26 protein-coding genes and 2 riboswitches are annotated in these 26212 nt (G+C 71.4%); of the genes, 17 read left to right on the top strand and 9 right to left on the bottom strand.

The window, feature by feature from the left end:
• Nucleotides 1-10: 10 nt before the first annotated feature.
• A riboswitch (cobalamin riboswitch) is annotated at nucleotides 11-206 on the bottom strand.
• Nucleotides 207-319: 113 nt separating this feature from the next.
• Nucleotides 320-1033, top strand: coding sequence for a flavodoxin family protein (locus OG974_RS28805; protein ID WP_327278673.1), 714 nt, complete (start codon nucleotides 320-322; stop codon nucleotides 1031-1033).
• 7 nt (nucleotides 1034-1040) lie between these two features.
• Here OG974_RS28805 and OG974_RS28810 read toward each other — a convergent pair whose 3' ends face one another.
• From OG974_RS28810 to gcvT, 7 genes are all read right to left on the bottom strand, one after another.
• Nucleotides 1041-1541 carry a hypothetical protein gene (locus OG974_RS28810; protein WP_327278674.1) on the bottom strand — a complete coding sequence of 167 codons (501 nt, stop codon included), beginning with the start codon at nucleotides 1539-1541 and terminating at the stop codon, nucleotides 1041-1043.
• Between the two features lie 135 nt (nucleotides 1542-1676).
• Entirely contained in the window at nucleotides 1677-2090 is a 414-nt protein-coding gene (locus OG974_RS28815) for an SsgA family sporulation/cell division regulator (RefSeq protein ID WP_327278675.1), read from the bottom strand.
• A 187-nt stretch (nucleotides 2091-2277) separates the two neighbouring features.
• Entirely contained in the window at nucleotides 2278-2583 is a 306-nt protein-coding gene (locus OG974_RS28820; protein WP_327278676.1) for a hypothetical protein, read from the bottom strand.
• Nucleotides 2584-2864: 281 nt separating this feature from the next.
• Entirely contained in the window at nucleotides 2865-4247 is a 1383-nt protein-coding gene (locus tag OG974_RS28825) for an L-serine ammonia-lyase (protein WP_327278677.1), read from the bottom strand.
• A gap of 346 nt (nucleotides 4248-4593) precedes the next feature.
• Nucleotides 4594-5850, bottom strand: a complete 1257-nt coding sequence (glyA, locus tag OG974_RS28830) for a serine hydroxymethyltransferase (RefSeq protein ID WP_327278678.1) — start codon at nucleotides 5848-5850, stop codon at nucleotides 4594-4596.
• Between the two features lie 15 nt (nucleotides 5851-5865).
• Nucleotides 5866-6246 (bottom strand): glycine cleavage system protein GcvH, encoded by a 381-nt coding sequence (gene gcvH, locus OG974_RS28835; RefSeq protein ID WP_327278679.1) that lies wholly within the window; start codon nucleotides 6244-6246, stop codon nucleotides 5866-5868.
• An 80-nt stretch (nucleotides 6247-6326) separates the two neighbouring features.
• Complete coding sequence (gene gcvT, locus OG974_RS28840) at nucleotides 6327-7442, bottom strand: glycine cleavage system aminomethyltransferase GcvT (RefSeq protein ID WP_327278680.1); 1116 nt, start codon at nucleotides 7440-7442, stop codon at nucleotides 6327-6329.
• A 184-nt stretch (nucleotides 7443-7626) separates the two neighbouring features.
• A riboswitch (glycine riboswitch) is annotated at nucleotides 7627-7730 on the bottom strand.
• Nucleotides 7731-7935: 205 nt separating this feature from the next.
• Here gcvT and OG974_RS28845 point away from each other — a divergent pair.
• The 11 genes from OG974_RS28845 (at nucleotide 7936) to OG974_RS28895 (ending at nucleotide 20022) form a co-directional block, all read left to right on the top strand.
• Entirely contained in the window at nucleotides 7936-8601 is a 666-nt protein-coding gene (locus tag OG974_RS28845; RefSeq protein WP_371646938.1) for an AAA family ATPase, read from the top strand.
• 155 nt (nucleotides 8602-8756) lie between these two features.
• Entirely contained in the window at nucleotides 8757-9491 is a 735-nt protein-coding gene (locus tag OG974_RS28850) for an enhanced serine sensitivity protein SseB (protein ID WP_327278681.1), read from the top strand.
• A gap of 63 nt (nucleotides 9492-9554) precedes the next feature.
• Nucleotides 9555-10292, top strand: coding sequence for an enhanced serine sensitivity protein SseB C-terminal domain-containing protein (locus OG974_RS28855; protein ID WP_327278682.1), 738 nt, complete (start codon nucleotides 9555-9557; stop codon nucleotides 10290-10292).
• 537 nt (nucleotides 10293-10829) lie between these two features.
• Nucleotides 10830-11822 (top strand): ABC transporter permease, encoded by a 993-nt coding sequence (locus tag OG974_RS28860; RefSeq protein WP_371644899.1) that lies wholly within the window; start codon nucleotides 10830-10832, stop codon nucleotides 11820-11822.
• Nucleotides 11823-11863: 41 nt separating this feature from the next.
• On the top strand, nucleotides 11864-13627 hold the full coding sequence (locus OG974_RS28865; protein ID WP_329314606.1) for an ABC transporter substrate-binding protein: 1764 nt from the start codon (nucleotides 11864-11866) through the stop codon (nucleotides 13625-13627).
• A gap of 140 nt (nucleotides 13628-13767) precedes the next feature.
• Nucleotides 13768-14769, top strand: a complete 1002-nt coding sequence (locus OG974_RS28870) for an ABC transporter permease (RefSeq protein WP_327278685.1) — start codon at nucleotides 13768-13770, stop codon at nucleotides 14767-14769.
• A gap of 161 nt (nucleotides 14770-14930) precedes the next feature.
• A complete protein-coding gene (locus OG974_RS28875; protein ID WP_327285793.1) occupies nucleotides 14931-15932 on the top strand; it encodes an ABC transporter ATP-binding protein in 1002 nt (333 codons plus the stop codon).
• A 5-nt stretch (nucleotides 15933-15937) separates the two neighbouring features.
• Entirely contained in the window at nucleotides 15938-17029 is a 1092-nt protein-coding gene (locus OG974_RS28880) for a dipeptide ABC transporter ATP-binding protein (RefSeq protein WP_327278686.1), read from the top strand.
• A 141-nt stretch (nucleotides 17030-17170) separates the two neighbouring features.
• Complete coding sequence (locus OG974_RS28885; RefSeq protein ID WP_327278687.1) at nucleotides 17171-17827, top strand: trimeric intracellular cation channel family protein; 657 nt, start codon at nucleotides 17171-17173, stop codon at nucleotides 17825-17827.
• Nucleotides 17828-17885: 58 nt separating this feature from the next.
• Nucleotides 17886-18737: a thioesterase family protein gene (locus tag OG974_RS28890; protein WP_327278688.1), complete on the top strand. Its 852-nt coding sequence runs from the start codon at nucleotides 17886-17888 to the stop codon at nucleotides 18735-18737.
• Nucleotides 18738-18858: 121 nt separating this feature from the next.
• Nucleotides 18859-20022, top strand: a complete 1164-nt coding sequence (locus tag OG974_RS28895; RefSeq protein WP_327278689.1) for a cysteine desulfurase family protein — start codon at nucleotides 18859-18861, stop codon at nucleotides 20020-20022.
• Nucleotides 20023-20050: 28 nt separating this feature from the next.
• Here the strand turns inward: OG974_RS28895 and OG974_RS28900 are convergent, their stop codons facing one another.
• Nucleotides 20051-20731, bottom strand: a complete 681-nt coding sequence (locus tag OG974_RS28900; RefSeq protein ID WP_329314608.1) for an N-acetylmuramoyl-L-alanine amidase — start codon at nucleotides 20729-20731, stop codon at nucleotides 20051-20053.
• 69 nt (nucleotides 20732-20800) lie between these two features.
• On the opposite strand from OG974_RS28900, the gene mnmA reads away from it, so the two are divergent.
• Both mnmA and OG974_RS28910 read left to right on the top strand, forming a co-directional pair.
• Complete coding sequence (gene mnmA, locus OG974_RS28905) at nucleotides 20801-21937, top strand: tRNA 2-thiouridine(34) synthase MnmA (RefSeq protein ID WP_327278691.1); 1137 nt, start codon at nucleotides 20801-20803, stop codon at nucleotides 21935-21937.
• A 129-nt stretch (nucleotides 21938-22066) separates the two neighbouring features.
• Nucleotides 22067-22555, top strand: coding sequence for a CAP domain-containing protein (locus OG974_RS28910; protein WP_327278692.1), 489 nt, complete (start codon nucleotides 22067-22069; stop codon nucleotides 22553-22555).
• Nucleotides 22556-22618: 63 nt separating this feature from the next.
• Here OG974_RS28910 and OG974_RS28915 read toward each other — a convergent pair whose 3' ends face one another.
• Nucleotides 22619-23542: an NADP-dependent oxidoreductase gene (locus OG974_RS28915; protein WP_327278693.1), complete on the bottom strand. Its 924-nt coding sequence runs from the start codon at nucleotides 23540-23542 to the stop codon at nucleotides 22619-22621.
• 123 nt (nucleotides 23543-23665) lie between these two features.
• Between OG974_RS28915 and OG974_RS28920 the strand changes: the two genes are divergently transcribed.
• The 3 genes from OG974_RS28920 to OG974_RS28930 all read left to right on the top strand — a co-directional run bounded on the left by OG974_RS28920 (nucleotide 23666) and on the right by OG974_RS28930 (nucleotide 26046).
• Nucleotides 23666-24655, top strand: coding sequence for a helix-turn-helix domain-containing protein (locus tag OG974_RS28920; RefSeq protein WP_327278694.1), 990 nt, complete (start codon nucleotides 23666-23668; stop codon nucleotides 24653-24655).
• A gap of 93 nt (nucleotides 24656-24748) precedes the next feature.
• Complete coding sequence (locus tag OG974_RS28925) at nucleotides 24749-25093, top strand: DUF1330 domain-containing protein (RefSeq protein WP_327285794.1); 345 nt, start codon at nucleotides 24749-24751, stop codon at nucleotides 25091-25093.
• A complete protein-coding gene (locus OG974_RS28930) occupies nucleotides 25093-26046 on the top strand; it encodes a hypothetical protein (protein ID WP_327278695.1) in 954 nt (317 codons plus the stop codon). The genes OG974_RS28925 and OG974_RS28930 overlap by 1 nt, the downstream gene beginning before the upstream one ends.
• Nucleotides 26047-26212 lie beyond the last annotated feature (166 nt).

Genomic DNA, 26212 nt, shown 5'->3' on the forward strand with positions numbered 1-26212 from the left:
AGCACCTCGTGGATGGACAACGCGCCCCGGCCGGTCTCCTGGCTCACGGGTGCTGATGCCCTGGCTCCGCCTTCCCGGGCGGTGCGGAACCTCCCGCGCCGCCCAGTGGCTTCCCGTGGGACCGGAGCCGGACTTCCCGTTCACAGTGGCGAGGGCCGCACCGGTTTCCCACCGGTTTCCCGAACACCAAGGCCAGATGACCCTAGTCGGACGGACGGACCGGTACCAACCCGGTCCGAACGGGTACGGTCCGCGGCGGGCGTCCCCGAACGGGTGCGCCCCGGTGGCGGCGCCACCCGCGGGCGTCCAGGCTGGCGGCGTGGCCGCCGATTACGACTACTCCGACCTGACCGCCGTCTACGTCAACTGCACCCTCAAGCGCTCGCCCGAGACCAGCAACACCGAGGGCCTGATCGACAGGAGCCGCTCCGTCATGGAGGCGGCCGGCGCCCGGACCTCGCTGATCCGCGCCGTGGACCACGACATCGCTACCGGTGTCTGGCCCGACATGACCGAGCACGGGTGGGAAACCGACCAGTGGCCCGTCCTGTACAGCCAGATCATGGACGCCGACATCCTCGTCCTGTGCGGCCCGATCTGGCTCGGCGACAACAGCTCGGTCATGAAGCAGGTCATCGAGCGGCTCTACGCCTGCTCCTCGATCCTGAACGAGCACGGCCAGTACGCCTATTACGGCCGCGTCGGCGGCGCACTCGTCACCGGCAACGAGGACGGCGTCAAGCACTGCGCCATGAACATCCTCTACAGCCTCCAGCACCTCGGCTACGCGATCCCGCCGCAGGCCGATGCGGGCTGGATCGGCGAGGCCGGGCCCGGGCCCTCGTACCTCGACCCCGGCTCGGGCGGTCCCGAGAACGATTTCACCAACCGGAACACCACCTTCATGTCGTGGAACCTCATGCACCTTGCCGCCCTGCTCAAGCGGTCCGGCGGGATGCCGGCGCACGGCAACCAGCGCTCGGAGTGGGACGCCGGCTGCCGCTTCGACTTCCCGAACCCGGAGCACCGGTAGCCCGCTCTCACCGGCAGACGTTGCGGTGCGCCACGTCCAGCACGAACCGCTCGGGCGAGTGCAGCGTGAAGGAGGTGAAGGCGGGCCTGGCGTCGAAGGCGGCGCCGAAGGTCACGTACCCCTCGAAGTCGCCGGTCATGGCGAGCCCCTTCAGCTGCGGAAGGCGGATCTTGACGAGCTCCGGCCCGCGGTACGTACTGCGGCCCGTGCGGTCGTGCGCGGCGGCGGGGTGCAGACGGATTTCCAGGAAGTGCTTACCGGCGAGCGGCACCGGCGTGCCGGAGCCGTCCTGGACCAGCTTCGGCACGCGGGTGACGGTGACCCCGGGGACGTGTCCCCGCAGGTCGACGACGATGCGGTCGTACGTGCAGTGACCGCCCCAGCGGGCGTTCACGACGAGCGGCACGGGCCGCACGGCGGCCGAGGCCGGCGCGGCGAGGGTGATGCCGGCGGTGAGCAGCGAACCCGTGGCGAGGGCCACGAACTGCCGGAGGCGGAGGTGGTTCATGACGTCCCCCTGATTCTTCGGAGGCGGGGACCGATGTCACCACTAAGGACACGCCCGGCAGGCTCACGGTTGCACTCGAACCACAAGAAAACCAAACAAATTCTGCAAACCGCGCAATCCAGGACAGTGAGCTCCCTATCGGGGCAGGAGGGTGCTCAGCTCGGCGTCGAGGTCGTAGTGCCGCTGCTCCTCCCCCCGCGGAACCAACTCGACCAGTCGCCGGCACAGCGCGCCCACGTCCCTCGCCCGGGCGGACACCACGCAGCTCTGCGCGCCGTTGCTGAAGGCGAGGAAGACGCGCGGCGAGCGGCCCTGCCACTGCGGCCACACGTGGATGTCCCCCTCGCCGGTCGCGCAGGTCTCCCCGTCCAGCAGTAGGTCCCGGGAGAACACCCAGTGCGCCAGGTGCATCCCGGCGCCCCGGAAGTCGAGCGTCAGCTCGTAGGGCCGGTCGCAGCGGTACGTGAAGGCCCCGTGTACGGGTATGGGCCCGGGTGCGTCCTCCAGCCGGAGCGGGAGGACGCGGTACTCGATGTCGTTGCCGTCCATGGCGCGGCGCCTCTCTGTCGTCTCTCGTCCCGCCTGCCCGCAGCCCCCTCGGGCAAGCTAGCCCACCTCCCGGTCGCCCCTGCGGGCCGAAGGTCCCGACCCCGGGGGCCGCTGGACCCGTCTTGTCACAGGAACGCGAAGGGGCCCGCCCTCCAGGGGGAGGGCGGGCCGCCGGGGCGCAGGTCCGCTACGGGGCGGGGTGGAAGACGAACGAGTCGTTGGACTGCCCGGTGGCGGTGAAGGAGGCGCCGTTGGATTGGGAGCCGTTGCTCTGGTTGGAGGCCCCGGAGCCGGTGGCGACCTGCTGGGTGGTGGAGGAGTTGCCGAGGTTGGCGCCGGCGACCCCGCTGCCGAAGATCTCGGCGACGGCGGCATGGGACGAGATGCCGGCACCGGCGCCGTTGTCGGCCCGGGCGACGCCGGCGAAGAGGGCGACGGCGAAGGGGAACGAGGCGACGGCGGAGATCACGCGGATGCTGCGGTTGCTTGCCATGATGAAGTCCTCCAGTGCGCAAAGGGGCTGCGGTCCACGGCGGTTGGCCGGCCGCCGGGGGTGTGGCCGCGACGTCACGTGATCACCTTGGCGCATGTGATCATCGAGAAACCAGCCCGGACCGGAGGGTTCGCCCTCAAGCGTGATCAACTCACCCCAAACGTCAAAAGGCCCGCAAATCCGCCGTGTTGTGCTCCTCGGCGCCGTGGGGGAGCCCGGCGGGAACGGGGAAGGGGCCCGACGCAGTGCGTCGGGCCCCTTCCGGCGTCATGCGCGCCCGGTCAGCACTCGATGACGTTGACCGCCAGGCCACCGCGGGCGGTTTCCTTGTACTTGACCTTCATGTCGGCGCCCGTCTCCTTCATGGTCTTGATGACCTTGTCGAGGGACACCTTGTGCGTGCCGTCGCCGCGCATCGCCATCTTTGCCGCAGTGACGGCCTTGACCGCCGCCATGCCGTTGCGCTCGATGCACGGGATCTGGACCAGGCCGCCGACCGGGTCGCAGGTCAGGCCCAGGTTGTGCTCCATGCCGATCTCGGCCGCGTTCTCCACCTGCTCCGGGGTGCCGCCCAGGACCTCGGCGAGGGCGCCCGCCGCCATCGAGCAGGCCGAGCCGACCTCGCCCTGGCATCCGACCTCTGCGCCGGAGATCGAGGCGTTCTCCTTGAACAGCATGCCGATCGCGCCCGCTGCGAGGAGGAAGCGGACCACGCCGTCCTCGTCCGCGCCCGGCACGAAGTTCACGTAGTAGTGCAGGACGGCGGGCAGGACGCCGGCCGCGCCGTTCGTCGGAGCCGTCACGACGCGGCCGCCCGCCGCGTTCTCCTCGTTGACCGCCATCGCGTAGATCGTCGTCCACTCGCTGCGGTGCATCATCGGGTCGCCCTCGGTGCGCAGCTGGCGCGCCGTGGACGCGGCCCGGCGCTTGACCCGCAGGCCGCCCGGGAGGATGCCCTCGCGGGACATGCCGCGCGAGACGCAGGCCTGCATGACCCGCCAGATCTCCAGCAGGCCCTCACGGATCTCCTCCTCCGTGCGCCAGGCCTTCTCGTTCTCCAGCATCAGGGAGGAGATCGACAGGCCGGTCTCCTTCGCCAGGCGCAGCATCTCGTCGCCCGAGCGGAAGGGGTACTTCAGCACGGTGTCGTCGAGCTTGATCCGGTCCTCGCCGACCGCGTCCTCGTCCACCACGAAGCCGCCGCCGACCGAGTAGTAGGTCTTCTCCAGCAGGGGCGCGCCCGCGGCGTCGTACGCGAAGAGCGTCATGCCGTTCGCGTGGTAGGGCAGGGACCGGCGGCGGTGCAGGATCAGCTGGTTCGGCTCGTCGAAGGCGATCTCGTGCGCTTCGCCTATTTCCGTGCCGAGCAGGCGCAGGCGGCCCGTCTGTCGGATGCGCTCCACCTCGTCGTCGGCCGTCTCCACGTTCACCGTGCGCGGGGAGTGCCCCTCCAGGCCCAGGAGCACCGCCTTCGGCGTGCCGTGGCCGTGGCCGGTGGCGCCGAGGGAGCCGTACAGCTCTGCGCGGACCGCCGCCGTCTGGGCGAGCACGCCGTCCTTCTTCAGCCGGGTCACGAACATGCGGGCGGCCCGCATCGGGCCGACCGTGTGGGAGGAGGAGGGGCCGATGCCGATGGAGAAGAGGTCGAAGACGGAGATGGCCACGGTGGCGGACTCCCTTGTCTGCTCGTGGGGTGGGAGGGGGCGGGAAGCAGGATGGTTCAGGAGGGGTGATTGTTCGGATTTTGTCCGACAGACGAGCTTAACGCGGAGAAATGAACGGCTCCGCTGCCGGACGGGTGCGCGAGGTTGCGGTTGGGCGTGCGTCCGGTCACGTTCCCGCTGCGCGGCAGGGGCGGCGAGCGGGCCCGGCCGTCCCCTGGACCGGATCCAGGATCGGGTCCAAGCCCGGAGGCCCGCCGGAGCGGGCCCGGACGCCCGCCGCCGGTCATGGGGAAGGGCCCGGTTCTGCGGACTGCGGAACCGGGCCCTCCTCGTCACATCCCGGACGTCAGAGCGTCGGGTACAGCGGGAACTTCGCCGCCAGCGCGGAGACGCGCGCCTTGAGGGACTCGCTGTCGTACGTCGGCTTCAGCGCCTGCGCGATGATCTCGGCGACCTCGGTGAAGGCCTCGGCGTCGAAACCGCGGGTCGCGAGGGCCGGCGTACCGATCCGCAGACCCGAGGTGACCATCGGCGGCCGCGGGTCGTTCGGGATGGCGTTGCGGTTGACCGTGATGCCGACCTCGTGGAGGCGGTCCTCGGCCTGCTGCCCGTCCAGCTCGGAGTTGCGCAGGTCGACCAGGACCAGGTGCACGTCGGTGCCGCCGGTCAGGACGTCCACGCCCACGGCCTTGACGTCGTCCTGGACCAGGCGCTCGGCGAGGATCTTCGCGCCTTCCAGGGTGCGCTCCTGGCGCTCCTTGAACTCGGGCGAGGCCGCGACCTTGAAGGAGACCGCCTTGGCCGCGATCACGTGCTCCAGCGGGCCGCCCTGCTGACCCGGGAAGACCGCGGAGTTGATCTTCTTGGCCAGCTCCTGCGTCGACAGGATGACACCGCCGCGCGGACCGCCGAGGGTCTTGTGCGTGGTGGTGGTGACGACGTGGGCGTGCGGCACCGGGTTCGGGTGCAGGCCCGCGGCCACCAGACCGGCGAAGTGCGCCATGTCGACCATGAGGTACGCGCCGACCTCGTCCGCGATGCGGCGGAAGGCGGCGAAGTCCAGCTGGCGCGGGTAGGCGGACCAGCCGGCGATGATCAGCTGCGGCTTGGACTCCTTGGCGAGGCGCTCGACCTCGGCCATGTCGACCTGGCCGTCTTCACCGACGTGGTACGGGACCACGTTGTAGAGCTTGCCGGAGAAGTTGATCTTCATGCCGTGGGTCAGGTGACCGCCGTGGGCCAGGTTCAGGCCCATGATCGTGTCGCCCGGCTTCAGCAGCGCGAACATCGCGGCGGCGTTCGCCTGCGCACCCGAGTGCGGCTGGACGTTCGCGGCCTCGGCGCCGAACAGCGCCTTGATGCGGTCGATCGCGATCTGCTCGACGACGTCGACGTGCTCGCAGCCGCCGTAGTAGCGGCGGCCCGGGTAGCCCTCGGCGTACTTGTTGGTCAGGACCGAGCCCTGGGCCTCCATGACGGCGACCGGAGCGAAGTTCTCCGACGCGATCATTTCCAGGGTGGACTGCTGGCGGGCGAGCTCGGCGTCGACGGCGGCGGCGACGTCCGGGTCGAGCTCGTGGAGAGGGGTGTTCAGTACAGACATCAGGATCCCCTGGGGTCAGTTACCGGCGGTGAGCTTGGTGTACTCCTCGGCGGAGAGCAGGTCGGCCGGCTCCTCCGCGATGCGCACCTTGAACAGCCAGCCACCCTCGAACGGGGCGGTGTTCACGAGCGCCGGGTCGTCCACGACGTCCTGGTTGGCCGCGACGACCTCACCGGTGACGGGGGAGTAGAGGTCGCTGACGGACTTGGTCGACTCCAGCTCGCCGCAGGTCTCGCCCGCGGTCACGGTGTCGCCGACCTGGGGGAGCTGGGCGTAGACGACGTCACCGAGCGCGTTGGCCGCGAACTCCGTGATGCCGACCGTCGAGACGCCGTCCTCGGCGTCCGACAGCCACTCGTGCTCCTTGCTGTAACGCAGCTGCTGGGGGGTGCTCATGACCTGATTCTCCTGGATGCGGGGGAGTGGATACGAACAGTGGTCTTGCGGAGTGAGACGGCCGGTACGGCGTACGGGCGCTACTTCTGCCGCTTGTAGAACGGCAGGGCCACGACCTCGTACGGCTCATGCGTACCGCGAATGTCCACGCCGACGCCGGAGGTGCCGGGCGCGGCGTGCGCCGCGTCCACGTAGGCCATCGCGATCGGCTTGCCCAGCGTCGGGGACGGGGCGCCCGAGGTGACCTCGCCGATCACCTCGCCGCCGGCGACGACCGGGAACCCGGCACGCGGGACGCGGCGGCCCTCGGCGATCAGGCCGACCAGCTTGCGCGGCGCCTTGGTGGCGGCCTGCTCGGCGGCGGCCTCCAGGGCGGTGCGCCCGACGAAGTCGCCGTCCTTCTCGAACTTCACGACCCGGCCCAGGCCCGCGTCGAACGGGGTGAGGGCGGTGGTCAGCTCGTGCCCGTACAGCGGCATGCCCGCCTCCAGGCGCAGCGTGTCACGGCAGGACAGGCCGGCCGGGACCAGGCCGACGCCCTCGCCGGCCTCGGTCAGCGCCTGCCACAGCTGCACGGCGTGCTCGGGGGAGACGAACAGCTCGAAGCCGTCCTCGCCGGTGTAGCCCGTACGCGCGATCAGCGCGGGCACGCCCGCGACCGTGCCCGGCAGGCCGGCGTAGTACTTCAGCCCGTCCAGGTCGGCGTCGGTGAGGGAGGCGAGGATGCCGGGGGACTCGGGGCCCTGCACGGCGATCAGCGCGTACGCGTCTCGGTCGTCGCGGACCTCGGTCTTGAAGCCCGCGGCGCGCTCGGTCAGGGCGTCCAGGACGACCTGGGCGTTGGAGGCGTTCGCGACGACCATGTACTCGGTCTCGCCCAGGCGGTAGACGATCAGGTCGTCGAGGATCCCGCCGTCCTCCCGGCAGATGTGCGTGTAGCGGGCGCGGCCCACGCCGACGGTGGAGATGTTGCCGACCAGCGCGTAGTCCAGGGCCTTGACGGCCTCCGGGCCGGTCAGCGTGATCTCGCCCATGTGGGACAGGTCGAAGAGACCGGCCTTGGTCCGTACGGCGTTGTGCTCGTCGCGCTCACTGGCGTACCGCAGGGGCATGTCCCAGCCCGCGAAATCGGTCATGGTCGCACCGAGCGACCGGTGCAGCGCATCGAGGGCGGTCAGGCGGGGGGCAGTGCTCATGGGTGTGGCTCCCGGGTCCCAGGGCATGACATGACGAGGACGATCCTCCCCATCTGTCATCGGAACCTGAGAGGTTCGCCGAGAGTTCCCGGTCGGACCCGGGGAACGTCGACTTGCACCTTGGGTGGAGCGCACGCGGGTGCCGTCGTGAGGGACGGCGGCGCGGCTCGCTTTTCAGATCTGCCTCATCCACGCGGTACGGGGCCTGAGAGATTCAAGGGAGGAACTTGCTCCTTCGGCGCCCGGGCGCCGCCTCACGGCGTGCCGGGACTCTCCCGCGCGGATTCAAGCGGCCGGTATGCAGTTGGTCCAGATGGCGCACATCATTGCACGCCGTCCGGGCGATCGGGCGTGCGGGCCCGGAAGAACGTGCGGGACCGGTGGTCCCGGACCGGTGGCCGGCCCGGAAATCAGGACCGGAACCAGGGCTCCCGGATTACCGTCTCTTTACACTCAGTGGGCATGGGCCCGCGTGGCCCGATTGGGGGAGGCGATCACGGTGCGGAGATTCGGAGTGCTGGCGTTGACCGGGGCCGTGGACGGGGTGCCGGCGGCGCGGCGGGCGTGCGCCGGGGGCCCTCTCGTACGTGACCTGCGCGGCCGGGGCCCGCACGGACCGCAGTGGCTCGGCTTCGCCGAAGGCGACATCGTCGTGGTGTCCGGGCTGCCCGGCGGCGGCAAGAGCACGCTGATCAAGCGGGCCGCGGAGGGCGGCGGCATCGACTCCCAGGACGTGCGCGAGCGCTGGGAGCGGCGGATGCCGAGCGCCCTGCCGTACGCCGCGTACCGGCCGCTGGTCCGCTGCGCCCACTACTGGGGGCTGTGGCGGACGCTGCGCTCCGGGGCCTCGGCGGTGGTCCATGACTGCGGGACGCAGACCTGGGTGCGCAGCCTGCTGGCCGCGGCCGCGCGGCGGCGGGGCCGGGCGTTGCACCTGCTGCTGCTGGACACCACCCCGGAGGAGGCCCTGGCCGGGCAGGCGGAGCGGGGGCGCGGGGTGTCGGCGTACGCCTTCGCCCGCCACCGGGGCGCGGTGGCCCGGCTGCTGCGCGACGCGGAATCGGGCCGCCTCCCGGCGGGCTGCACCTCCGCGGTCCTGCTGGACCGGGGCTCGGCGGCCCGCGTGACCCGCATAGCCTTCCGCCGCGGCCCGGCCTAGCCCCGCCCCACCCCACCCCAGCTGACCCCACGGGCCCGTGGCGGCGGGCGGTGCGCGGCGGGCGGCGGGCCCGGGGGCGTGGGCGCCGGCGTGGGGGCCGGGGCGAGCCGTTAATGTCGGGCCGACAGCGTGGGGTGAGAACAGCGGAGGCGTACATGCAAGGCGGCGGCTGGCCGGACAACGAGCTGGAGCAGGTGCTCGGGGCGGCGCTGGGGCAGGCGGACGCGGGGGCCCGCATCGTCGAGGTGGTCGGGCGGAGCCTGCTCTGGGTGCCCCTGCCCGCCGGTGGCGGCCCGGACGCGGCCGACCTCACGCTGCCCACTATGGAGATCAACGGGGCGGCGTACGTACCCGTGTACAGCTCCGAGGCCCAGTTCCGCGCCTGCGTCGGTCCCGGCATGGACTTCGCCGTGGCCCCGGCCGTCGAGTTCGCCCGTGGCCTTCCCCCGCAGCTGGGGATCGCCGTGAACCCGGAGGGCGCCGTCGGCGTCCCGCTGCCCCCGCCGGCCGTCGCGGAGCTCTGCCGCACCGGCCGCACCCCGCTCGACGGCCCCGCCACCGGCGGCCGCGTCCGGCTCTTCGAGCCCGACTGGCAGGACGACCCGGTCGACTTCCTGACCGTCGCGGCCGAGGAGTTCCGCGCCACCGGCGTGATCGCCGCCGCCCACCGCTGCCTCGCCAGCGTCGAGGGCGGGGACCCGGAGCTCTACATCGGCGTCCGGCTGCTGGGATGGGAGCCCGAGATGCGCAGCGCCCCGATGGACGCCCTCGGCCGGGCCCTGGCCCGCGTGGCGCCGTCCTGGCCCGTCCAGTTGATCCTGCTGGACGCCGTGCAGGACCCGGTGGTCGACTTCATGGTTGCGCGCGTACGCCCCTTCTACCTCGCGTAGGGCCGCTTAAGCTGGGTGCGGATACGGGTGGACGGGCGGACGAAGAACGAAGAGGGGTACCGGGTGAGTGCGTCAGGCACGGCCGCGGCCGGGCAGGTCGAGCACATGATGCGCCAGGTGACGCCCGGGCGCTACGAGAGCTACGAGTCGCTTCTGCACGCCCTCGCCGAGGGCCGCCTGTGGATGTTGCTCTGGCAGGGCCAGCCGGGCTCCCCGGACGCCCAGTACGGCGGCATGGAGGTCGAGGGCCTCGGGTACGCGCCCTGCGTGACCTCGCCCCAGGAGCTGGCCGCCAGCGGCTGGAACCGGGGCTACGAGGTGGTCACCGGCCGGGACATCGCCCGCGCGCTGTACCCGGACCGCTGGGGCCTGTGGCTCAATCCGCACGCCCAGGGCGGCGGCCTCGGCATTCCCTGGGCCGACCTGCGCCGGATCGCCACCGGCCTCGACCGGATGCCGGCCGGGCCGCTGCGGCTGTCCGAGCCCGCCCTGGAGCTCCCGCAGTTCTACGGGCTGCTGACCCAGCACGCGCACCGCACCCCCGCCGTCCGCTCGCTGCGCCGCGCCTGGGTGCAGCCCTCGCTGGGCTCGCCGTACCTCGCGGTCGGGCTCGACCTGTACGACGCCTCCGCGCCCGCGCTGGAATCCGTACGGGAGATGATGCGCCAGTCGGTCGGCGCGGTCCCCGAGGGCGTGCCGGTGTGCACGGTGGCGCTGGCGGACGAGCACGACCCGGTCGCGATGTGGCTGCGCGCCCAGACCCGCCCCTTCTACGACCGAGAGGGCCAGGCCGCGTACTGACCCGGGGTCGCCCGGCCCGGGCGCGGCGCCCCCCGGGCGGCCGTCCGAGGGATGCCCGGCCACTGAGACGGGCGTATCGAAACGAGCCGAAGGCCGCAGGGAACCATCGTTCCCTGCGGCCTTCGGCTTGTCCGGATTTCACCACTGTTGTGGGTCCAAAAGGCATGGTCCTACCGCGAGTTGGGCGCCATGTCCGATTGTGTACCGAACGGACGGTGTTGCTCCGCTCAGGCGAGAGCGAAGTCCGGATAACGGGAACCCAGCCCTCACATCACGGTTGCGCATCCATTCATCTGCGGGTCTGGCGGCTGATCGCAGCGCCGATGAAGACTCCCCACCCAAGAGCCGGTCAGTCCTCCAAGACCCGGTTCGTTCATTGCGTTTCGCTTGTGGCTTTGCACCGCACTTCCCGCAGTTCCTGCACCTCAACACGCGTCCCGCGTGTCACCACGCACTCCGAGCGCCACTCCGCACCAACGCCGCCACAGCGGCGGGCATGGGCCGGCAACCCGTCGGCCGAGAGGGGTCCCCACCACGATGACGGCACCACTGCATGACACGAGCGCGGAAGCACCCGCACCCGTGTCCGTAGCCGACGTCCCTGCCAAGGCCATCGAAGGCCGCTCGCCCGGCCGCATCGCCTGGATGCGGCTCAAGCGCGACAAGGTCGCGCTGACCGGCGGAGTGGTCGTGATCCTCCTGATCCTGGTGGCGGTCTTCGCACCGCAGATCGTGAGCCTGCTGGGCCACCCGCCCAACGATTTCCACGAGGACTTGATCGACCCGGATCTGGGCACGCCGCTCGGCTCCTTCGGCGGCATGAGCTCCGACTACCTGCTGGGCGTCGAACCCACCAACGGGCGAGACGTGTTCAGCCGGATCGTCTACGGCGCCCGGATCTCCCTGGTCGTCGCCTTCCTGTCGGCCTTCGTGTCGGTCACCATAGGCAGCCTGCTCGGCGCACTCGCCGGTTTCATCGGCGGCTGGGTCGACGGCCTGATCAGCCGCCTGATGGACCTGCTGCTCGCGTTCCCGCAGCTGCTGTTCACCATCGCCCTGGTGTCGGTCGTCCCCAACTCCCTCTGGGGGTTCTCGGGTTCGGGCGTACGCATGGGCGTACTGATCGTCGTCATCGGCTTCTTCGGCTGGCCGTACATCGGCCGCATCGTGCGAGGCCAGACGATCTCCCTGCGGGAGCGCGAGTACGTCGAGGCCGCGCGCAGCCTCGGGGCCGGCCGCGGCTACATCCTGATCAAGGAGCTGCTGCCCAACCTGTTCGCGCCGATCCTCGTCTACTCGACGCTGCTCATCCCGACCAACATCCTGACGGAGGCGGCCCTCAGCTTCCTCGGCGCCGGCGTCAAACCGCCCACCGCCTCCTGGGGAAAGATGCTGTCCGACGCCATCCCCATCTACCAGGACGACCCCGCGTACATGGTGGTCCCCGGTATCACGATCTTCATCACCGTCCTGGCGTTCAACCTCTTCGGGGACGGGCTGCGTGACGCACTCGACCCCAAGGGCAGCTGAACCGCTTCATCGATTCACCCACCAATGGAGGTTGGACCAACGTGATCCGCAGAAAGCAGGCATTCGCGATCACCGCCGTGATCGCCGCCCTGTCCCTGACCGCCGCGTGCGGTGGCAGTGACGGCAAGAAGGACGAGGGCAAGGGAGCCGGCGGCGCCGCGTTCAACGCGGCCACCACCGGCATGGTGAACCCCTCGGACGCCAAGGGCGGCGAGCTCAAGCTCTGGTCGCCCCAGGACGTCGACTACCTCGACCCGGCGCGTGCCTACTACGGCTTCGTGTGGGACATCCAGCGCCTCTACGTGCGCCAGCTGCTCGCGTACGACAGCAAGCCGGGCAAGGACGGCAGCAAGCTCGTCCCGGACCTCGCCGAGGGTCTGCCGGTCCTGAGCAACGAGGGCAAGACGTACACCCTCAAGATCAAGGACGGCGTGAAGTTCGAGGACGGCACGCCGATCACCTCGAAGGACTTCAAGTACGGCATCGAGCGCGTCTTCGCGCAGGACGTGCTGTCCGGCGGTCCCACCTACCTGATCGACCTCCTCGACCAGGGCCAGAAGTACCCCGGCCCGTACAAGGACACCGACGCCAACAAGATGGGCCTGAAGTCCGTCGAGACGCCGGACGAGAAGACGATCGTCTTCAACCTGGCGAGCGCCAACTCCGACTTCAGCTACCTGCTGGCCATGCCGTCCTCCTCGCCGGTCCCGGCGGCCAAGGACACCGGCGCCACGTACACCAACAAGCCGGTCTCCACCGGCCCGTACAAGGTCGAGAGCTTCACCGCGAGCAAGGGCGCGACCTTCGTCCGCAACGAGAACTGGGACCCGAAGACCGACACGATCCGCAAGGGTCTGCCGGACAAGGTCTCCTTCACCGTGACCACCAACCCGGACGACATGGACGCGCGTCTGCTGTCCGGCGACATCGACCTCGCCATCGACGGCACGGGCATGCAGCAGGCCGGCAAGAACAAGGTCCTCAAGGACGAGAACCTCAAGAAGAACGCGGACAACCCGTTCACGGGCTACATCCGCTACTTCGCCTTCCCGACCACGGTCGCGCCGTTCGACAACGTCGAGTGCCGCAAGGCCGTCATCTACGCCGCCGACCCGAAGTCGCTCCAGACCGCCCGCGGTGGCCCGACCAGCGGTGACCTCGGCGCGAACATGCTGCCGCCCGGCATCCCCGGCTCCGACAAGAGCTACGACCCGTGGAACCTGACCAAGGGCGAGCCGCAGGAGGCCAAGGCCAAGGAGGCCCTCAAGGCCTGTGGCAAGCCGGACGGGTTCGAGACCACCATCGCGGTCCGCAACAACCGCGCCCCCGAGGTGAAGACCGCCGAGTCCCTCCAGGCGTCGCTCGCCAAGGTCGGCATCAAGGTCACCATCGACCAGTACGACGGCAAGCTCTCCTCCTCCGTGATCGGTTCGCCCGAGAACGTGAAGAAGAAGGGCTACGGCATCATCGTGATGGGCTGGGGCGCCGACTACAACTCCGGTTCGGGCTTCCTGCAGCCGCTCGTCGACGGCAAGTTCATCCAGCCGAACGGCAACAACAACTACACCGAGATCAACGACCCGGAGATCAACGAGCTCTTCAAGACGGCTGCGGCCGCCGCGACTCCGGAAGCTGCTGCTCCGTTCTACACGGACATCAACAAGAAGGTCATGGAGAAGGCGCTCTACCTTCCCATCAACTTCGACAAGGCCTTCGTCTACCACAACCCGCGTCTGACGAACGTCTACTTCAACGACTCCATGGGCAAGATCGACCTGGCCACGGTCGGCATCGCCGCCAAGTAGCCGAGTCGTCGAGTCGTCACGTAACAACAGGCAAGTGCCTTCACCGCACATGCGCTAGTCCGAAGGGCAGGTGAAGGCCGCAGGCGGCGGCTGTCGTCCCACGAGGGACGGCAGCCGCCCGCCCCGGGCGGCCGACTGCAGTGCTCGTCTACCTCATACGGCGGCTGTTCAACGTCGTCGCCACGCTGCTGGTGGTCTCCGTGGTCACCTTCGGCATCTTCTTCGCGGTCCCCAAGATCACAGGCAGCGATCCGGCCCTCATGTACGCCGGCCGCGAGACCAACGAGACCGCCCTGGCGGGCATCCGCGTGAAGATGGGCTTCGACAAGCCCATCTCCGAGCAGTACCTGACCTTCGTCAAGGGCATCTTCGTCGGCCGCGACTACGACGGCGGCACCGATGTCACCCACTGCGCCGCCCCCTGCTTCGGCTACTCCTTCAAGACCGAGGCACCCGTCTGGGAGACCATGGTCGACCGCATGCCGGTCACCCTCTCGCTGGCCCTCGGCGCAGCGGTCATCTGGGTGATCGCCGGTGTGGCCACGGGCGTGGTCTCGGCGCTCAAACGCAGGACCGCCATCGACCGCACCGTCATGGTCGGCGCGCTCGCCGGTGTCTCGCTGCCGATCTTCTTCACCGGCATGGTGGCCCCCGCGATCTTCGTCTACAGCCTCGGCTGGCTGGACGTGTCCAACTACAAACCGCTCACCGAGGATCCGGTGGCCTGGCTCAACTCCCTGATCCTGCCCTGGGTGACCCTGGCCTTCCTCTTCGCCGCCACCTACGCCCGCATCACCCGCGCCACGATGCTGGAAGTGCTCGGCGAGGACTACATCCGCACCGCCCGCGCCAAGGGACTCAAGGAGGGCGTGGTCATCCGCAAGCACGCCCTGCGCTCCACCCTCACCCCGATCGTCACGATGTTCGGCCTGGACCTCGGCGGACTCCTCGGCGGCGCGGTGCTCACCGAGACGACCTTCAACTTCCAGGGTCTGGGGACGGCGGCCGTCGCCGCCATCGGCCAGGGCGACCTGCCCGTGATCATGGGCGTCACCCTGCTCGCCGCACTCTTCGTGGTGATGGCCAACCTGATCGTGGACCTGCTGTACGCCGTCATCGACCCGCGCGTGAGGCTGACGTGACCGAGAACCCCACCAACGGCGCAGGCTCCGGCGAGTCCGCCGACCGCGAACCGGTCGTCGGCCACGTCGCCGGCGGCCCCGCGTTCGTACCCGAGCAGGCCGGCCCGCCGGAGACCGGCCCGTCGACGAGCGCGGCCTTCCTCTCCGTACGCGACCTCAAGGTGCACTTCCCGACCGACGACGGCCTCGTCAAGTCCGTCGACGGGCTCTCCTTCGACCTGGAGCGCGGCAAGACCCTCGGCATCGTCGGCGAGTCCGGCTCCGGCAAGTCGGTGACCTCGCTGGCCATCATGGGCCTGCACCGCACCGGCAACGCCCGCAGCCGCCCGCACATCTCGGGCCAGGTCGTGCTCGACGGCGAGGACCTCGTACGGGCCGACGCCGACCACGTGCGCAGGCTGCGCGGGCGCAAGATGGCCATGGTCTTCCAGGACCCGCTGTCCGCGATGCACCCGTACTACTCGGTCGGCAAGCAGATCATCGAGGCGTACCGCACCCACCAGAACGTCGACAAGAAGACCGCCCGCACCCGCGCGGTCGAGATGCTCGACCGGGTCGGCATCCCCGAGCCCCACCGGCGCGTGGACGCGTACCCGCACGAGTTCTCCGGCGGCATGCGCCAGCGCGCGATGATCGCGATGGCGCTCGTCAACAACCCCGAACTGCTCATCGCGGACGAGCCGACCACCGCCCTCGACGTCACCGTCCAGGCGCAGATCCTCGACCTGATCCGCGACCTGCAGAAGGAGTTCGGCTCCGCGGTCATCATGATCACGCACGACCTCGGCGTGGTCGCCGAGATGGCCGACGAGATCCTCGTGATGTACGGCGGCCGGTGCGTCGAGCGCGGCACCGCGGAGAAGGTCTTCTACGAGCCGCGCCACCCCTACACCTGGGGCCTGCTCGGCTCCATGCCGCGCATCGACCGCGAGCAGACCGAGCGCCTGATCCCGGTCAAGGGCTCGCCGCCCAGCCTCATCAACATCCCGAGCGGCTGCGCCTTCAACCCGCGCTGCCCGTACGCCGACGTCCCCAAGGGCGGCATCACCCGCACCCAGCGGCCCGAGCTGACCGAGGACGGCAGCCGGCACTGGTCCGCCTGCCACATGTCGCATGAGGAGCGGACCCGGATCTGGACCGAAGAGATTGCGCCGAAGCTGTGACCGACATGAAGAAGGACCCCGCGGCCAAGGGCTCCGCGGCTGCGGCCGAGGAGCAGCCGCTGCTGAAGGTGACCGGCCTGGTCAAGCACTTCCCCATCAGCAAGGGGCTGCTGCGCCGGCAGGTCGGGGCCGTCAAGGCCGTCGACGGCATCGACTTCGACGTCCGGCGCGGTGAGACGCTCGGCGTGGTCGGCGAGTCCGGCTGCGGCAAGTCGACGATGGGCCGGCTGATCACCCGCCTGCTGGAGCCCACCGGCGGCACCGTCGAGTTCGAGGGGCGCGACATCACGCACCTCGGGGTCTCCGGGATGCGTCCGCTGCGCCGCGACGTGCAGATGATCTTCCAGGACCCGTACGGCTCGCTCAACCCCCGGCACACGGTCGGCACGATCGTCGGCGCCCCCTTCAAGCTCCAGGGCGTCCAGCCCGAGGGCGGACTGAAGGCGGAGGTCCAGCGGCTGCTGTCGCTGGTGGGCCTCAACCCGGAGCACTACAACCGCTACCCGCACGAGTTCTCGGGCGGCCAGCGCCAGCGCATCGGCATCGCCCGCGCGCTGGCCCTCAAGCCGAAGCTGGTCGTCGCCGACGAGCCGGTCTCGGCGCTGGACGTGTCGATCCAGGCCCAGGTGGTCAACCTGCTGGACGACCTCCAGGAGGAGCTCGGCCTCACCTACGTGATCATCGCGCACGACCTGTCGGTCATCCGGCACGTGTCGGACCGCATCGCGGTGATGTACCTCGGCAAGATCGTGGAGCTGACCGACCGCAAGTCGCTGTACGAGAACCCGATGCACCCGTACACCAAGGCGCTGCTGTCGGCCGTACCGGTGCCGGACCCGCGCCGGCGCGGCACCAAGAGTGGCCGCATCCTGCTCAAGGGCGACGTCCCGTCGCCGATCTCGCCGCCCTCCGGCTGCCGCTTCCACACCCGCTGCTGGAAGGCCACGCAGATCTGCACGACGCAGGAGCCGCCGATGCTGGCCCTGGCCACGGGTCACCAGGTGGCCTGCCACCACCCGGAGAACGCCCCCGACCAAGCCCCCGGCGACACCGCCCTCCCGGGTGCCGCAGAGGCAGTGGCCACGATCGCGGACTGACCCCGCCCCCGTCGCCCCGGCGTCCCGGCTCCGCCCCCACGGAGCCGGGCCCCGGCGTTTGCGGCACCCCCGGCGCGGCCGGCCCGGGGGTGCCGGGGCGGCCGGTCGAACTGCCGGCCGGCCGGGCGGCACAATGGGGCAGTGCTCCACGATCTCTTCCCGCCCGGGATCCAGCATGCCCTGGACCTCGCCGGCATCTTCGTCTTCGCCACCGCCGGCGCCCTGCTCGCCGTACGCAAGAACTTCGACGTCTTCGGCATCTGCGTCCTCGCCCTGGTCACCGCCCTCGGCGGCGGCCTCTTCCGCGACCTCGTCATCGGTGCCGTCCCGCCCGCCGCCTTCGGCGAGCTCAGCTTCTTCGTCACGCCGCTGATCGCGGCCGGCCTCGTCTTCTTCCTGCACCCCGAGGTGCAGCGGATCAACCGCGCCATCAACGTCTGCGATGCCGCCGGCCTCGCGCTGTTCTGTGTGACGGGCACGACCAAGGCGTACGAGTTCGGCCTCGGACTCACCGCGTCCGCCGCGCTGGGCCTGGCCACCGCCGTCGGCGGGGGCGTGCTGCGCGACGTGCTCGCCAACGAGGTGCCGTCGCTGCTGCGCGACCGCGAGATGTACGCCGTCCCCGCCATGGTCGGCGCCTCGATGGTGGCCGTGTTCATCGGTTTCGGCGTGCTCAACGCGATGACCACCGCCCTCGCGATCGTCACCACGTTCGTGCTCCGGCTCCTCGCCATGACCTACCACTGGCGGGCCCCGCTGGCCTGGAACCGCCGCTCCTCGGTGGCCGAAGAGCCGTAATCAGCGTGTCACAAACAAAAGCTACCGCTTAGTAGCTTCGCGTTGTAGTGTCGAATTCATGGCATACGCAGCGGCCCAGGCATCCATCGGCGACAGCGAGTTCGACCGCGACACCACCGTCACCGAGCGCGCGGGCGAACCCGGCGTGTACGAAGCGGAGCTCTCCGCGGGGTGGACGATCATCAGCGCCGTCAACGGCGGCTATCTGCTGGCCCTGGTCGGCCGGGCGCTGTCGGCGGCCCTGCCGCACCCGGACCCCTTCACCGTCTCCGCGCACTACCTGACCTCGTCGGTACCCGGCCCCGCGGTGATCCGCACCGAGGTCGTCCGGGTGGGGCGCACCCTCTCCACCGGCCAGGCCTCCCTCTTCCAGTACGACGAGAGCGGCGCCGAGATCGAGCGGATCCGGGTCGTCGCCTCGTACGGCGACCTCGCCTCCCTCCCGGACGACGTCCGCACCACGGCGGTCCCGCCGGTGATCCCGTCCTACGGGGACTGCCTCGGCCCGGAGGCCGGTCCGGCCCCGATCCCCGGCAGCAACGCCATCGTGGACCGGCTCCGGCTGAGGCTCGACCCGGCTACGGCGGGCTGGGCGCTCGGTGCGCCGTCCGGGAAGGGTGAAATGCGGGCCTGGTTCGAGCTGGCCGACGGCCGTGACGCGGACCCGCTGTCGATGCTGCTCGCGGTGGACGCGCTACCGCCGACCTGCTTCGACCTGGGTCTGATGGGCTGGAGCCCGACCATCGAGCTCACCACCCACATCCGCCGGCGCCCGGCCCCCGGTCCGCTGCGGATCTCCATCACCACCCGGAACCTGGCCGGCGGCTTCCTGGAGGAGGACGCCGAGGTCTGGGACTCCTCGAACCACCTGGTGGCCCAGTCCCGCCAGCTGGCGCGAGCCCCCCGCTAGGTCGGGCCCGCGGACGCGGCCCAGGCGCCGGCCCGCCCGGGGCCCGCGCGCACTACCGCCGGGAGGGGCGGGGGTACGCGGGGTCCGGGCGCGGGGAGCGGGCTCGTAGAATCAGGGGATCATGGCCTACCTCGACCACGCCGCCACCACTCCGATGCTCCCGGAGGCCGCTGCGGCGATGACCGCGCAGTTCGCCGCCACGGGTAACGCGTCCTCCCTCCACGCCGCCGGCCGTCGCGCCCGCCGTACCGTCGAGGAGGCCCGCGAGGCCCTCGCCGAGGCACTCGGCGCCCGCCCGAGCGAGGTGGTCTTCACCGCGGGCGGCACGGAGGCCGACAACCTCGCCGTCAAGGGCCTGTACTGGGCCCGCCGCGACCAGGACCCCGCCCGGACCCGGGTGCTCGCCAGCCCCGTCGAGCACCACGCCGTCCTCGACGCCGTTCACTGGCTCGGCGAGCACGAGGGAGCCCGCGTCGAGTACCTGCCCGTCGACCGCCACGGCCGCGTGCACCCCGAGGACCTGCGCGAAGCCATTGCACGCAACCCCGACGACGTGGCCCTGGCCACCGTCATGTGGGCCAACAACGAGATCGGCACCGTCATGCCGGTCCATGAACTCGCGGCAGTGGCCCGCGAGTTCGCGATCCCCCTGCACTCCGACGCCGTCCAGGCCTTCGGGCAGCTCGACGTCCGCTTCGGTGACAGCGGCCTCGCCGCGATGACCGTCAGCGCCCACAAGATCGGTGGCCCCTACGGCATCGGCGCGCTGCTGCTCGGCCGCGACCAGAGCCCCGTCCCCGTCCTGCACGGCGGCGGCCAGGAGCGGCACGTCCGCTCCGGGACCCTCGACGTGCCCGCCATCGCCGCCTTCGCGGTGGCCGCCGTGATCGCCGCCGAACGGCGCGAGCGGTTCGCCACCGAGATCGGCGGGCTGCGTGACGAACTGGTCGCCGCCGTCCTGCGGGAAGTACCCGACGCCGTCCTCGGCGGCGACCCCGACGACCGGCTGCCGGCCAACGCGCACTTCAGCTTCCCCGGCTGCGAGGGCGACTCGCTGCTGCTCCTGCTGGATGCCCAGGGCATCGAATGCTCCACCGGCTCGGCCTGCACCGCGGGCGTGGCCCAGCCCAGCCACGTCCTGCTGGCCACCGGCACCGACCCGCAACTGGCCCGGGGCACCCTGCGCTTCTCCCTCGGTCACACCTCCACCAAGGAGGACGTCGCGGCCGTCGCCGCCGCGATCGGCCCGGCGGTCGAACGCGCCCGCACGGCAGGCCTCAGCTAGGGCCCGGAGCCCGGGCGGCCCCCGCTGGTCAGTGGGGGGCCGCTGCGAGTTCCGAGCGGACCAGGCCCAGGTAGCGGTTCCAGTCCCAGTGCGGGCCCGGGTCGGTGTGGTCGGCGCCCGGGACCTCGGAGTGGCCCAGTATGTGCGTACGGTCCACGGGTATGCCGTACCTGCGGCAGACGTCCGCGGCCAGCCGGGCCGAGGCCGCGTACAGCGCGTCCGTGAAGTCCTGCGGCCGGTCCACGAAGCCCTCGTGCTCGATGCCCACACTGCGCTCGTTCATCGAGCGGTTGCCCGAGTGGAAGGCGACGTCCAGCTCGCGCACCATCTGCTCGATACGGCCGTCCTGGCCGACTATGTAGTGCGCCGACGCCTGGTGCCACGGGTTCTTGAACGCATCCACCGACGACGCGAAGCTGCCCTGTGTGACATGGACGACGATCCGGTCCACCCGGTAGTCGTCGGGCCGGTCCGCCAGTCGCCAGTTCGCCGGCGAGGCCGCCGTCCAGCCCACGCCAGCGTGGTCGACCTCACCTTCCTTCCGCGGCTTGCCCACTCCCGGCAGCAGCCACCAGGCGCGCCGCAGTTCGTCCTGTCCGGCGATCGCCGCCGCGGTGAAGACCGCGAGCCCCCCGAACAGCACCATCCGGCGCGTCCTGCGCGGCGCGGCTTTCGGCGCCCCCTCGGCCCTGCCGACCTTGCTCCCCATGTGATCCACCCCCCGTACCCGATAACGCGCTGTGACCCCGGCCGGTTCCCCCGTACCCTGGACGGTGCTATGACTGAGAACCTGCCGCGCACCGCCCGCCCCCTTCGCGTCCTGGCCGCCATGTCCGGCGGCGTGGACTCCGCCGTTGCCGCCGCCCGCGCGGTCGAAGCCGGGCACGACGTGACCGGCGTCCACCTCGCGCTCTCCGCGAACCCACAGTCCTTCCGGACCGGCGCCCGCGGCTGCTGCACCATCGAGGACTCCCGCGACGCCCGCCGCGCCGCCGACGTCATCGGCATCCCGTTCTACGTCTGGGACCTGGCCGAGCGCTTCCGCGAGGACGTCGTCGAGGACTTCATCTCCGAGTACGAGGCCGGGCGCACCCCGAACCCCTGCCTGCGCTGCAACGAGAAGATCAAGTTCGCGGCCCTGCTGGACAAGGCCCTCGCCCTCGGCTTCGACGCCGTCTGCACCGGCCACTACGCCACCGTCGTCCTGAACGAGGACGGCACCCGCGAGCTGCACCGCGCCTCCGACATGGCCAAGGACCAGTCGTACGTCCTCGGCGTCCTCGACGAGAAGCAGCTCGCCCACGCCCTCTTCCCGCTCGGTGACACCCTCACCACCAAGGAAGAGATCCGCGCCGAGGCCGAGGAGCGCGGTCTGGCCGTCGCGAAGAAGCCCGACAGTCACGACATCTGCTTCATCGCCGACGGCGACACCCAGGGCTTCCTCGCGAGCCGCCTGGGCAAGGCCGAGGGCGACATCGTCGACGGGGCCACCGGTGAGAAGGTCGGCACCCACGACGGCGCCTTCGGCTTCACCATCGGCCAGCGCAAGGGCCTGCGCATCGGCCACCCCGCGCCCGACGGCAAGCCGCGCTACGTCCTCGACATCTCGCCGGTGAACAACACCGTCACCGTCGGACCCGTCGAGGCCCTGGACGTCACCGCCCTCACCGCGATCCGCCCCCGCTGGTGCGGAGCCGTGGCCGCCGCCCCGGGCACCTACACCGCCCAGCTGCGCGCCCACGGCGGCGAGACCGAGGTCTTCGCCGAGGTCGTCGAGGGCGAGCTGCGGGTCTCCTTCACCGAGCCGGTCCGCGGCGTCGCCCCCGGCCAGGCGATCGTGCTCTACGACGGCACCCGCGTGGTCGGCTCCGCCACCATCGCGACCACCACCAGGGCCGCGGCCGCCGCGGTCTGACCCGGACCGGGCAAGGGTGCCCGCCGTCCCGGGTGCGGGCGGCGGGCTGTGCGGCCAGACTCGGAAGTTCAGATTCCGGGGGTGGGAGGGGGCAGGAACCTCCGGGCCGTACCGCCAAGGGGACACCACATGAGCACCAGAACCCATCGCGTCCGTCGTCTGGCCGTGGCCGCCTGCGCGGCCCCGCTGCTGTTCACCGGGGCCGCCTCCGGCGCGGCCGCCGCGGCCGTGCCCGACACCGTGCGGGACTCGAACGCCGGTGAGATCGTTTCGCTGGTCAACGCGGAGCGGGCCAAGGCCGGATGCCCCGCGCTGACCGTGAACCCGAAGCTCACCCAGGCCGCGCAGACCCACGCCGAGGACATGGCCGAGAACAACCTCAACGGACACACCGGGTCCGACGGCTCCAACGAGGGGACCCGGCTCGACCGGGTCGGCTACAACTGGAGCTCCTGGGGCGGGAACGTCTCCTCGGGCTTCCCCGACTCCAAGGCGCACGTCGACGGCTGGCTGAACAGTGCACCCCACAAGAAGGCCGTGCTGAACTGCAACTTCACCGAGACGGGCGTCGGAGTCTCGGGCGACCGCGCCGTGCAGATGTTCGCCAGGCCCATGTGACGCCGCCGCCTCGGCCCGGCCCGACGGGCGCGTCCGACGCGCCCGACAGGTCCGGCCCGGCCCTCAGGCCACCGTGAGGACGATCTTGCCGGTGGTCCGGCCCTGCTCGCCGATCTCGTGGGCCTTCGCGGCCTGCTCCAGCGGCAGCACCGTGTCGACCAGCGGCCTCAGCAGGCCCCGGTCGGCCAGCGCGGCGATCTCCTCCAGGCCCTTGAGGTCCGGTTCCACCAGGACCCAGGAGGCGTGCACGCCGTGCGGGTCGGTCGGGAGGCCGTCCGGGCCCGGCAGGGTCACCAGGTGGCCGCCCGGCTTGAGCACCTTCAGCGAGCGCTGTCCGTAGTCCCCGCCCACCGCGTCGATCACGACGTCCACGTCGGAGACGGCGTCCTCGAAGTCGGTGGTGCGGTAGTCGATCACCTCGTCGGCGCCCAGCTCGCGCAGCAGCTCGTGCTTGGCCGCGCTCGCCGTGCCGATGACGTACGCCCCACGAGCCTTGGCGATCTGCAGGGCCAGGTGGCCGACACCGCCGGCCGCCGCGTGCACCAGCACCCGCTGCCCGGCCGCGACCCCGGCCGTGTCCACCAGCGCCTGCCAGGCGGTCAGCGCCGCCAGCGGCAGGGCCGCCGCCTGCACGTGGTCCAGGGACGCCGGCTTGCGGGCGAAGTGGCGCGCCGGGGCGACCACGTACTCGGCGTAGCCGCCGGCCTGGCGCGGGAAGTTCGGCATGCCGTACACCTCGTCGCCCGCGCGGTACAGGGTCACGCCCGGACCGACCGCTTCGACGGTGCCCGACACGTCCCAGCCGACCATCGGGACCTCGCCCCAGCCGATCAGACCGCCGCTGGCCCGGGTCTTCCAGTCCACCGGGTTCACCCCCGCCGCGCGGACCCGGACGAGGATCTCGTTCAGGCCCGGCTCGGGCCGCTCCGTCTCGACCTCGGTGAGAACCTCGGGCCCACCCCACTGGCTGACGACGACCGCGCGCATGACTGTCTCCTTGGTAATGCTTGGTGATGTTCCGTACCGGTTTCCCCGGTGGTGACACCAGCTTGGCGGCCCGCAGCTCCGTCTGGTATTGGCCGTACGGCCACCATGTGACAGAATCTGGCCATGCCCGCTTTGCATCGAATCGCCGTACTCGCCCTTGAGGGCGTCGCCCCCTTCGAGCTCGGCATGCCCTCACGGGTCTTCGGCAACGCCCGCACCGAGGACGGCGGCGCCCTGTACGAGGTCACCGTCTGCACGGCCGACGGGCAGCCCGTGACCAGCGACGCGGGCTTCTCCATCGGTGTCACCGCAGGCTCCGAGGCCCTCGCCGCGGCCGACACCGTGATCGTCCCGCCCACCCACGCCATGCCCGGCCTGCTGCGCGGCGAGCCCCTGCCGCAGGCCCTCGTCGACGCCCTCGCCCACATCCGCCCCGGCACCCGCATCGTGTCGATCTGCACCGGCTCCGAGGTGCTCGCCGCCGCCGGGCTGCTCGACGGCCGGCGCGCCACCACGCACTGGGTGCACGCCCCGGAGTTCCAGCGGGCCTTCCCGCGCGTCAACCTCGACGAGGACGTGCTCTTCGTCGACGACGGCGACATCCTCACCTCGGCCGGAGTGGCCGCCGGCATCGACCTCTGCCTCTACCTGATCCGCGCCGACCACGGCACCGCCGCCGCCAACCGCGCCGCGCGGCTGTGCGTCGTACCGCCCTGGCGCGACGGCGGGCAGGCCCAGTACATCGACCGGCCCGTCCCCGAGCCGACCGTCGCCACCACCACCGCCACCCGGGCCTGGGCCTTGGAGCGGCTCGCCGAACCGGTCACGCTGGGCGAGCTGGCCGCGCACGCCAGGATGAGCCTGCGCACCTTCACCCGGCGGTTCCGCGACGAGGTCGGCATGACCCCGGTGCAGTGGCTCACCGTTCAACGCCTCGAATTGGCGCGCCAGTTGCTGGAGTCCAGTGACCTGCCGGTCGATCTGGTCGCGCACCGGTCCGGCTTCGGCTCCGCCAACTCGCTGCGCCAGCACATGCGGACCGCCCTCGGCATCTCGCCGATCGCCTACCGCAGGACCTTCCGGCCCGGCGTCCCGGCGCCGGCGCACGCATGACCCCGAAAGTAATGGCCTCCGCCGCCTCGGCTTGACAAGATCGAGTCAACCAATCGATCCCGTACGACACTTGACGCTGCGGAGGCCATGACCGTGACCGCGTACGCCATCGCCCACATACGGCCCGAGACCATGAACGAGGACGTCCTCCGCTACATCGAGGAGATCCAGTCGACGATGGACCCCTTCGAGGGCCGCTTCCTCGTCCACGGAGCGCAGGTCGAAGTCATGGAAGGGCCCTTCCCGGGAACCGTCGTGGTCCTCGGTTTCCCGGACATCGAGCGCGCCCGCGCCTGGTACTCCTCCCCGGCCTACCAGGCCCTCGTCCCGCTGCGCACCCGCCACATCCCCGGCGAGGTCATCCTGGTGGACGGCGTGCCGGCCGGCTACGACGCCACGAAGACCGCGGCCGCCCTGCGCGGCGACGCCGGTCTCTGATGGGCAACCGGGCCACCTTCGTCATCGGGTCCGCCGGGGAGTACGAGCTCCGGGGATCCTCCTACGGCGCCGTGGACCTGGACCTCGACCTGCTCGCCGGCCCGGAGGTGGTCCTGCCCTTCCTGCGCGGCCACCGGATGGAGACCTGCGGCTGGTACGACGACGACGCGTGCGAGGCGGGCGCCCTGGTCGACCCCGCCGGCCGTCTGCTCCTGGTCTTCGCCCAGGAGGGCTGGTCGGTGTCGATGCGCAGCCGCGCCGCCTGGTGTCGGCTGCTCCGGCTCGGCTGGCCCGGCTGGGACGTCCGCTGGGCGTACGACGGGCAGAGCGGCCTGCGGTCCCACCTCGGCCTGGGCCCGACCGGCGGCCGGGACGCGGTGTACCCCGGTCCGCCGCTGGAGTCCGGCGACGAGGAGCTCGCCGACCCCGACCCGGGGGTCTGCGTGGTGACGATCGGCGCCGACCGCTGCCATGTCCTCGCGCACATCGGCGACCACCCCGTCGCGGAAGGCCCGGCAGTGCTCGACCGACTCTCCGGAGCCCCCCGGCTGGACGGGTACGCCGGGCCCGCCGAGGCCGGCATCCACCTCGACCCCGCGGCCCGGCGGGTCGGCTGGTGGCTGACCGGGGCCGTGGCGCAGGCGGGCGGCATGTCCGCGCGCTGGCCCGGTTGGACAGTGGAGTTCTGGGCGGACCGCTGGAGCGAGCACGCCCGTGCGGCCCCGGCCCGCTTCGCCCCGCCGGCCGCAGACCGGACGGCCGCCCTGGACGCCGTACGGGACGAGGCGCTGCAACGCTGGGCCGAGCCGCGTGCGGACCACCGGGCGCGGCTCGCGGCCGCGCTCCCGGGGAGGTTCATCGGCGGTGGCTTCGCCCCCGCCGTCACCGAGCAGCGGGCCGCGCGGGCACGGGCGGCGATCGAGCGGGCCCATCGTGCCGCGACGGCGGACTGAGCCCACCGCCGTCACGCAACGGCGGGCCGTGCCGCCGGCGGCAGGAGGGGAGGCCCCGGCCCGCACGGGCGGATCCGCGCGGTCCGCGACCCGGCCCGCCGGGGAGGTCCGGGCCAGGCGGGCGACCCCGCCCGCGCCGGCGGTCCGGGGTCTCCGGCGGCGTCCG

Origin of the sequence: Streptomyces sp. NBC_00597, from assembly GCF_041431095.1 — a bacterium.
Taxonomy (GTDB): Bacteria; Actinomycetota; Actinomycetes; order Streptomycetales; family Streptomycetaceae; genus Streptomyces.

Excerpts from the sequence above, each read along its gene's own strand:
- OG974_RS28895 (WP_327278689.1), top strand. The coding sequence starts at position 18,859 with ATGGCCTACCTCGACCACGCCGCCACCACTCCGATGCTCCCGGAGGCC.
- OG974_RS28810 (WP_327278674.1), bottom strand. The coding sequence starts at position 1,541 with ATGAACCACCTCCGCCTCCGGCAGTTCGTGGCCCTCGCCACGGGTTCG.
- OG974_RS28815 (WP_327278675.1), bottom strand. The coding sequence starts at position 2,090 with ATGGACGGCAACGACATCGAGTACCGCGTCCTCCCGCTCCGGCTGGAG.
- OG974_RS28930 (WP_327278695.1), top strand. The coding sequence starts at position 25,093 with ATGGGCAACCGGGCCACCTTCGTCATCGGGTCCGCCGGGGAGTACGAG.
- OG974_RS28820 (WP_327278676.1), bottom strand. The coding sequence starts at position 2,583 with ATGGCAAGCAACCGCAGCATCCGCGTGATCTCCGCCGTCGCCTCGTTC.
- OG974_RS28920 (WP_327278694.1), top strand. The coding sequence starts at position 23,666 with ATGCCCGCTTTGCATCGAATCGCCGTACTCGCCCTTGAGGGCGTCGCC.
- OG974_RS28900 (WP_329314608.1), bottom strand. The coding sequence starts at position 20,731 with ATGGGGAGCAAGGTCGGCAGGGCCGAGGGGGCGCCGAAAGCCGCGCCG.
- gcvT (WP_327278680.1), bottom strand. The coding sequence starts at position 7,442 with ATGAGCACTGCCCCCCGCCTGACCGCCCTCGATGCGCTGCACCGGTCG.
- glyA (WP_327278678.1), bottom strand. The coding sequence starts at position 5,850 with ATGTCTGTACTGAACACCCCTCTCCACGAGCTCGACCCGGACGTCGCC.
- OG974_RS28890 (WP_327278688.1), top strand. The coding sequence starts at position 17,886 with ATGGCATACGCAGCGGCCCAGGCATCCATCGGCGACAGCGAGTTCGAC.
- mnmA (WP_327278691.1), top strand. The coding sequence starts at position 20,801 with ATGACTGAGAACCTGCCGCGCACCGCCCGCCCCCTTCGCGTCCTGGCC.
- OG974_RS28860 (WP_371644899.1), top strand. The coding sequence starts at position 10,830 with ATGACGGCACCACTGCATGACACGAGCGCGGAAGCACCCGCACCCGTG.
- OG974_RS28910 (WP_327278692.1), top strand. The coding sequence starts at position 22,067 with ATGAGCACCAGAACCCATCGCGTCCGTCGTCTGGCCGTGGCCGCCTGC.
- OG974_RS28850 (WP_327278681.1), top strand. The coding sequence starts at position 8,757 with ATGCAAGGCGGCGGCTGGCCGGACAACGAGCTGGAGCAGGTGCTCGGG.
- OG974_RS28915 (WP_327278693.1), bottom strand. The coding sequence starts at position 23,542 with ATGCGCGCGGTCGTCGTCAGCCAGTGGGGTGGGCCCGAGGTTCTCACC.
- OG974_RS28880 (WP_327278686.1), top strand. The coding sequence starts at position 15,938 with ATGAAGAAGGACCCCGCGGCCAAGGGCTCCGCGGCTGCGGCCGAGGAG.
- gcvH (WP_327278679.1), bottom strand. The coding sequence starts at position 6,246 with ATGAGCACCCCCCAGCAGCTGCGTTACAGCAAGGAGCACGAGTGGCTG.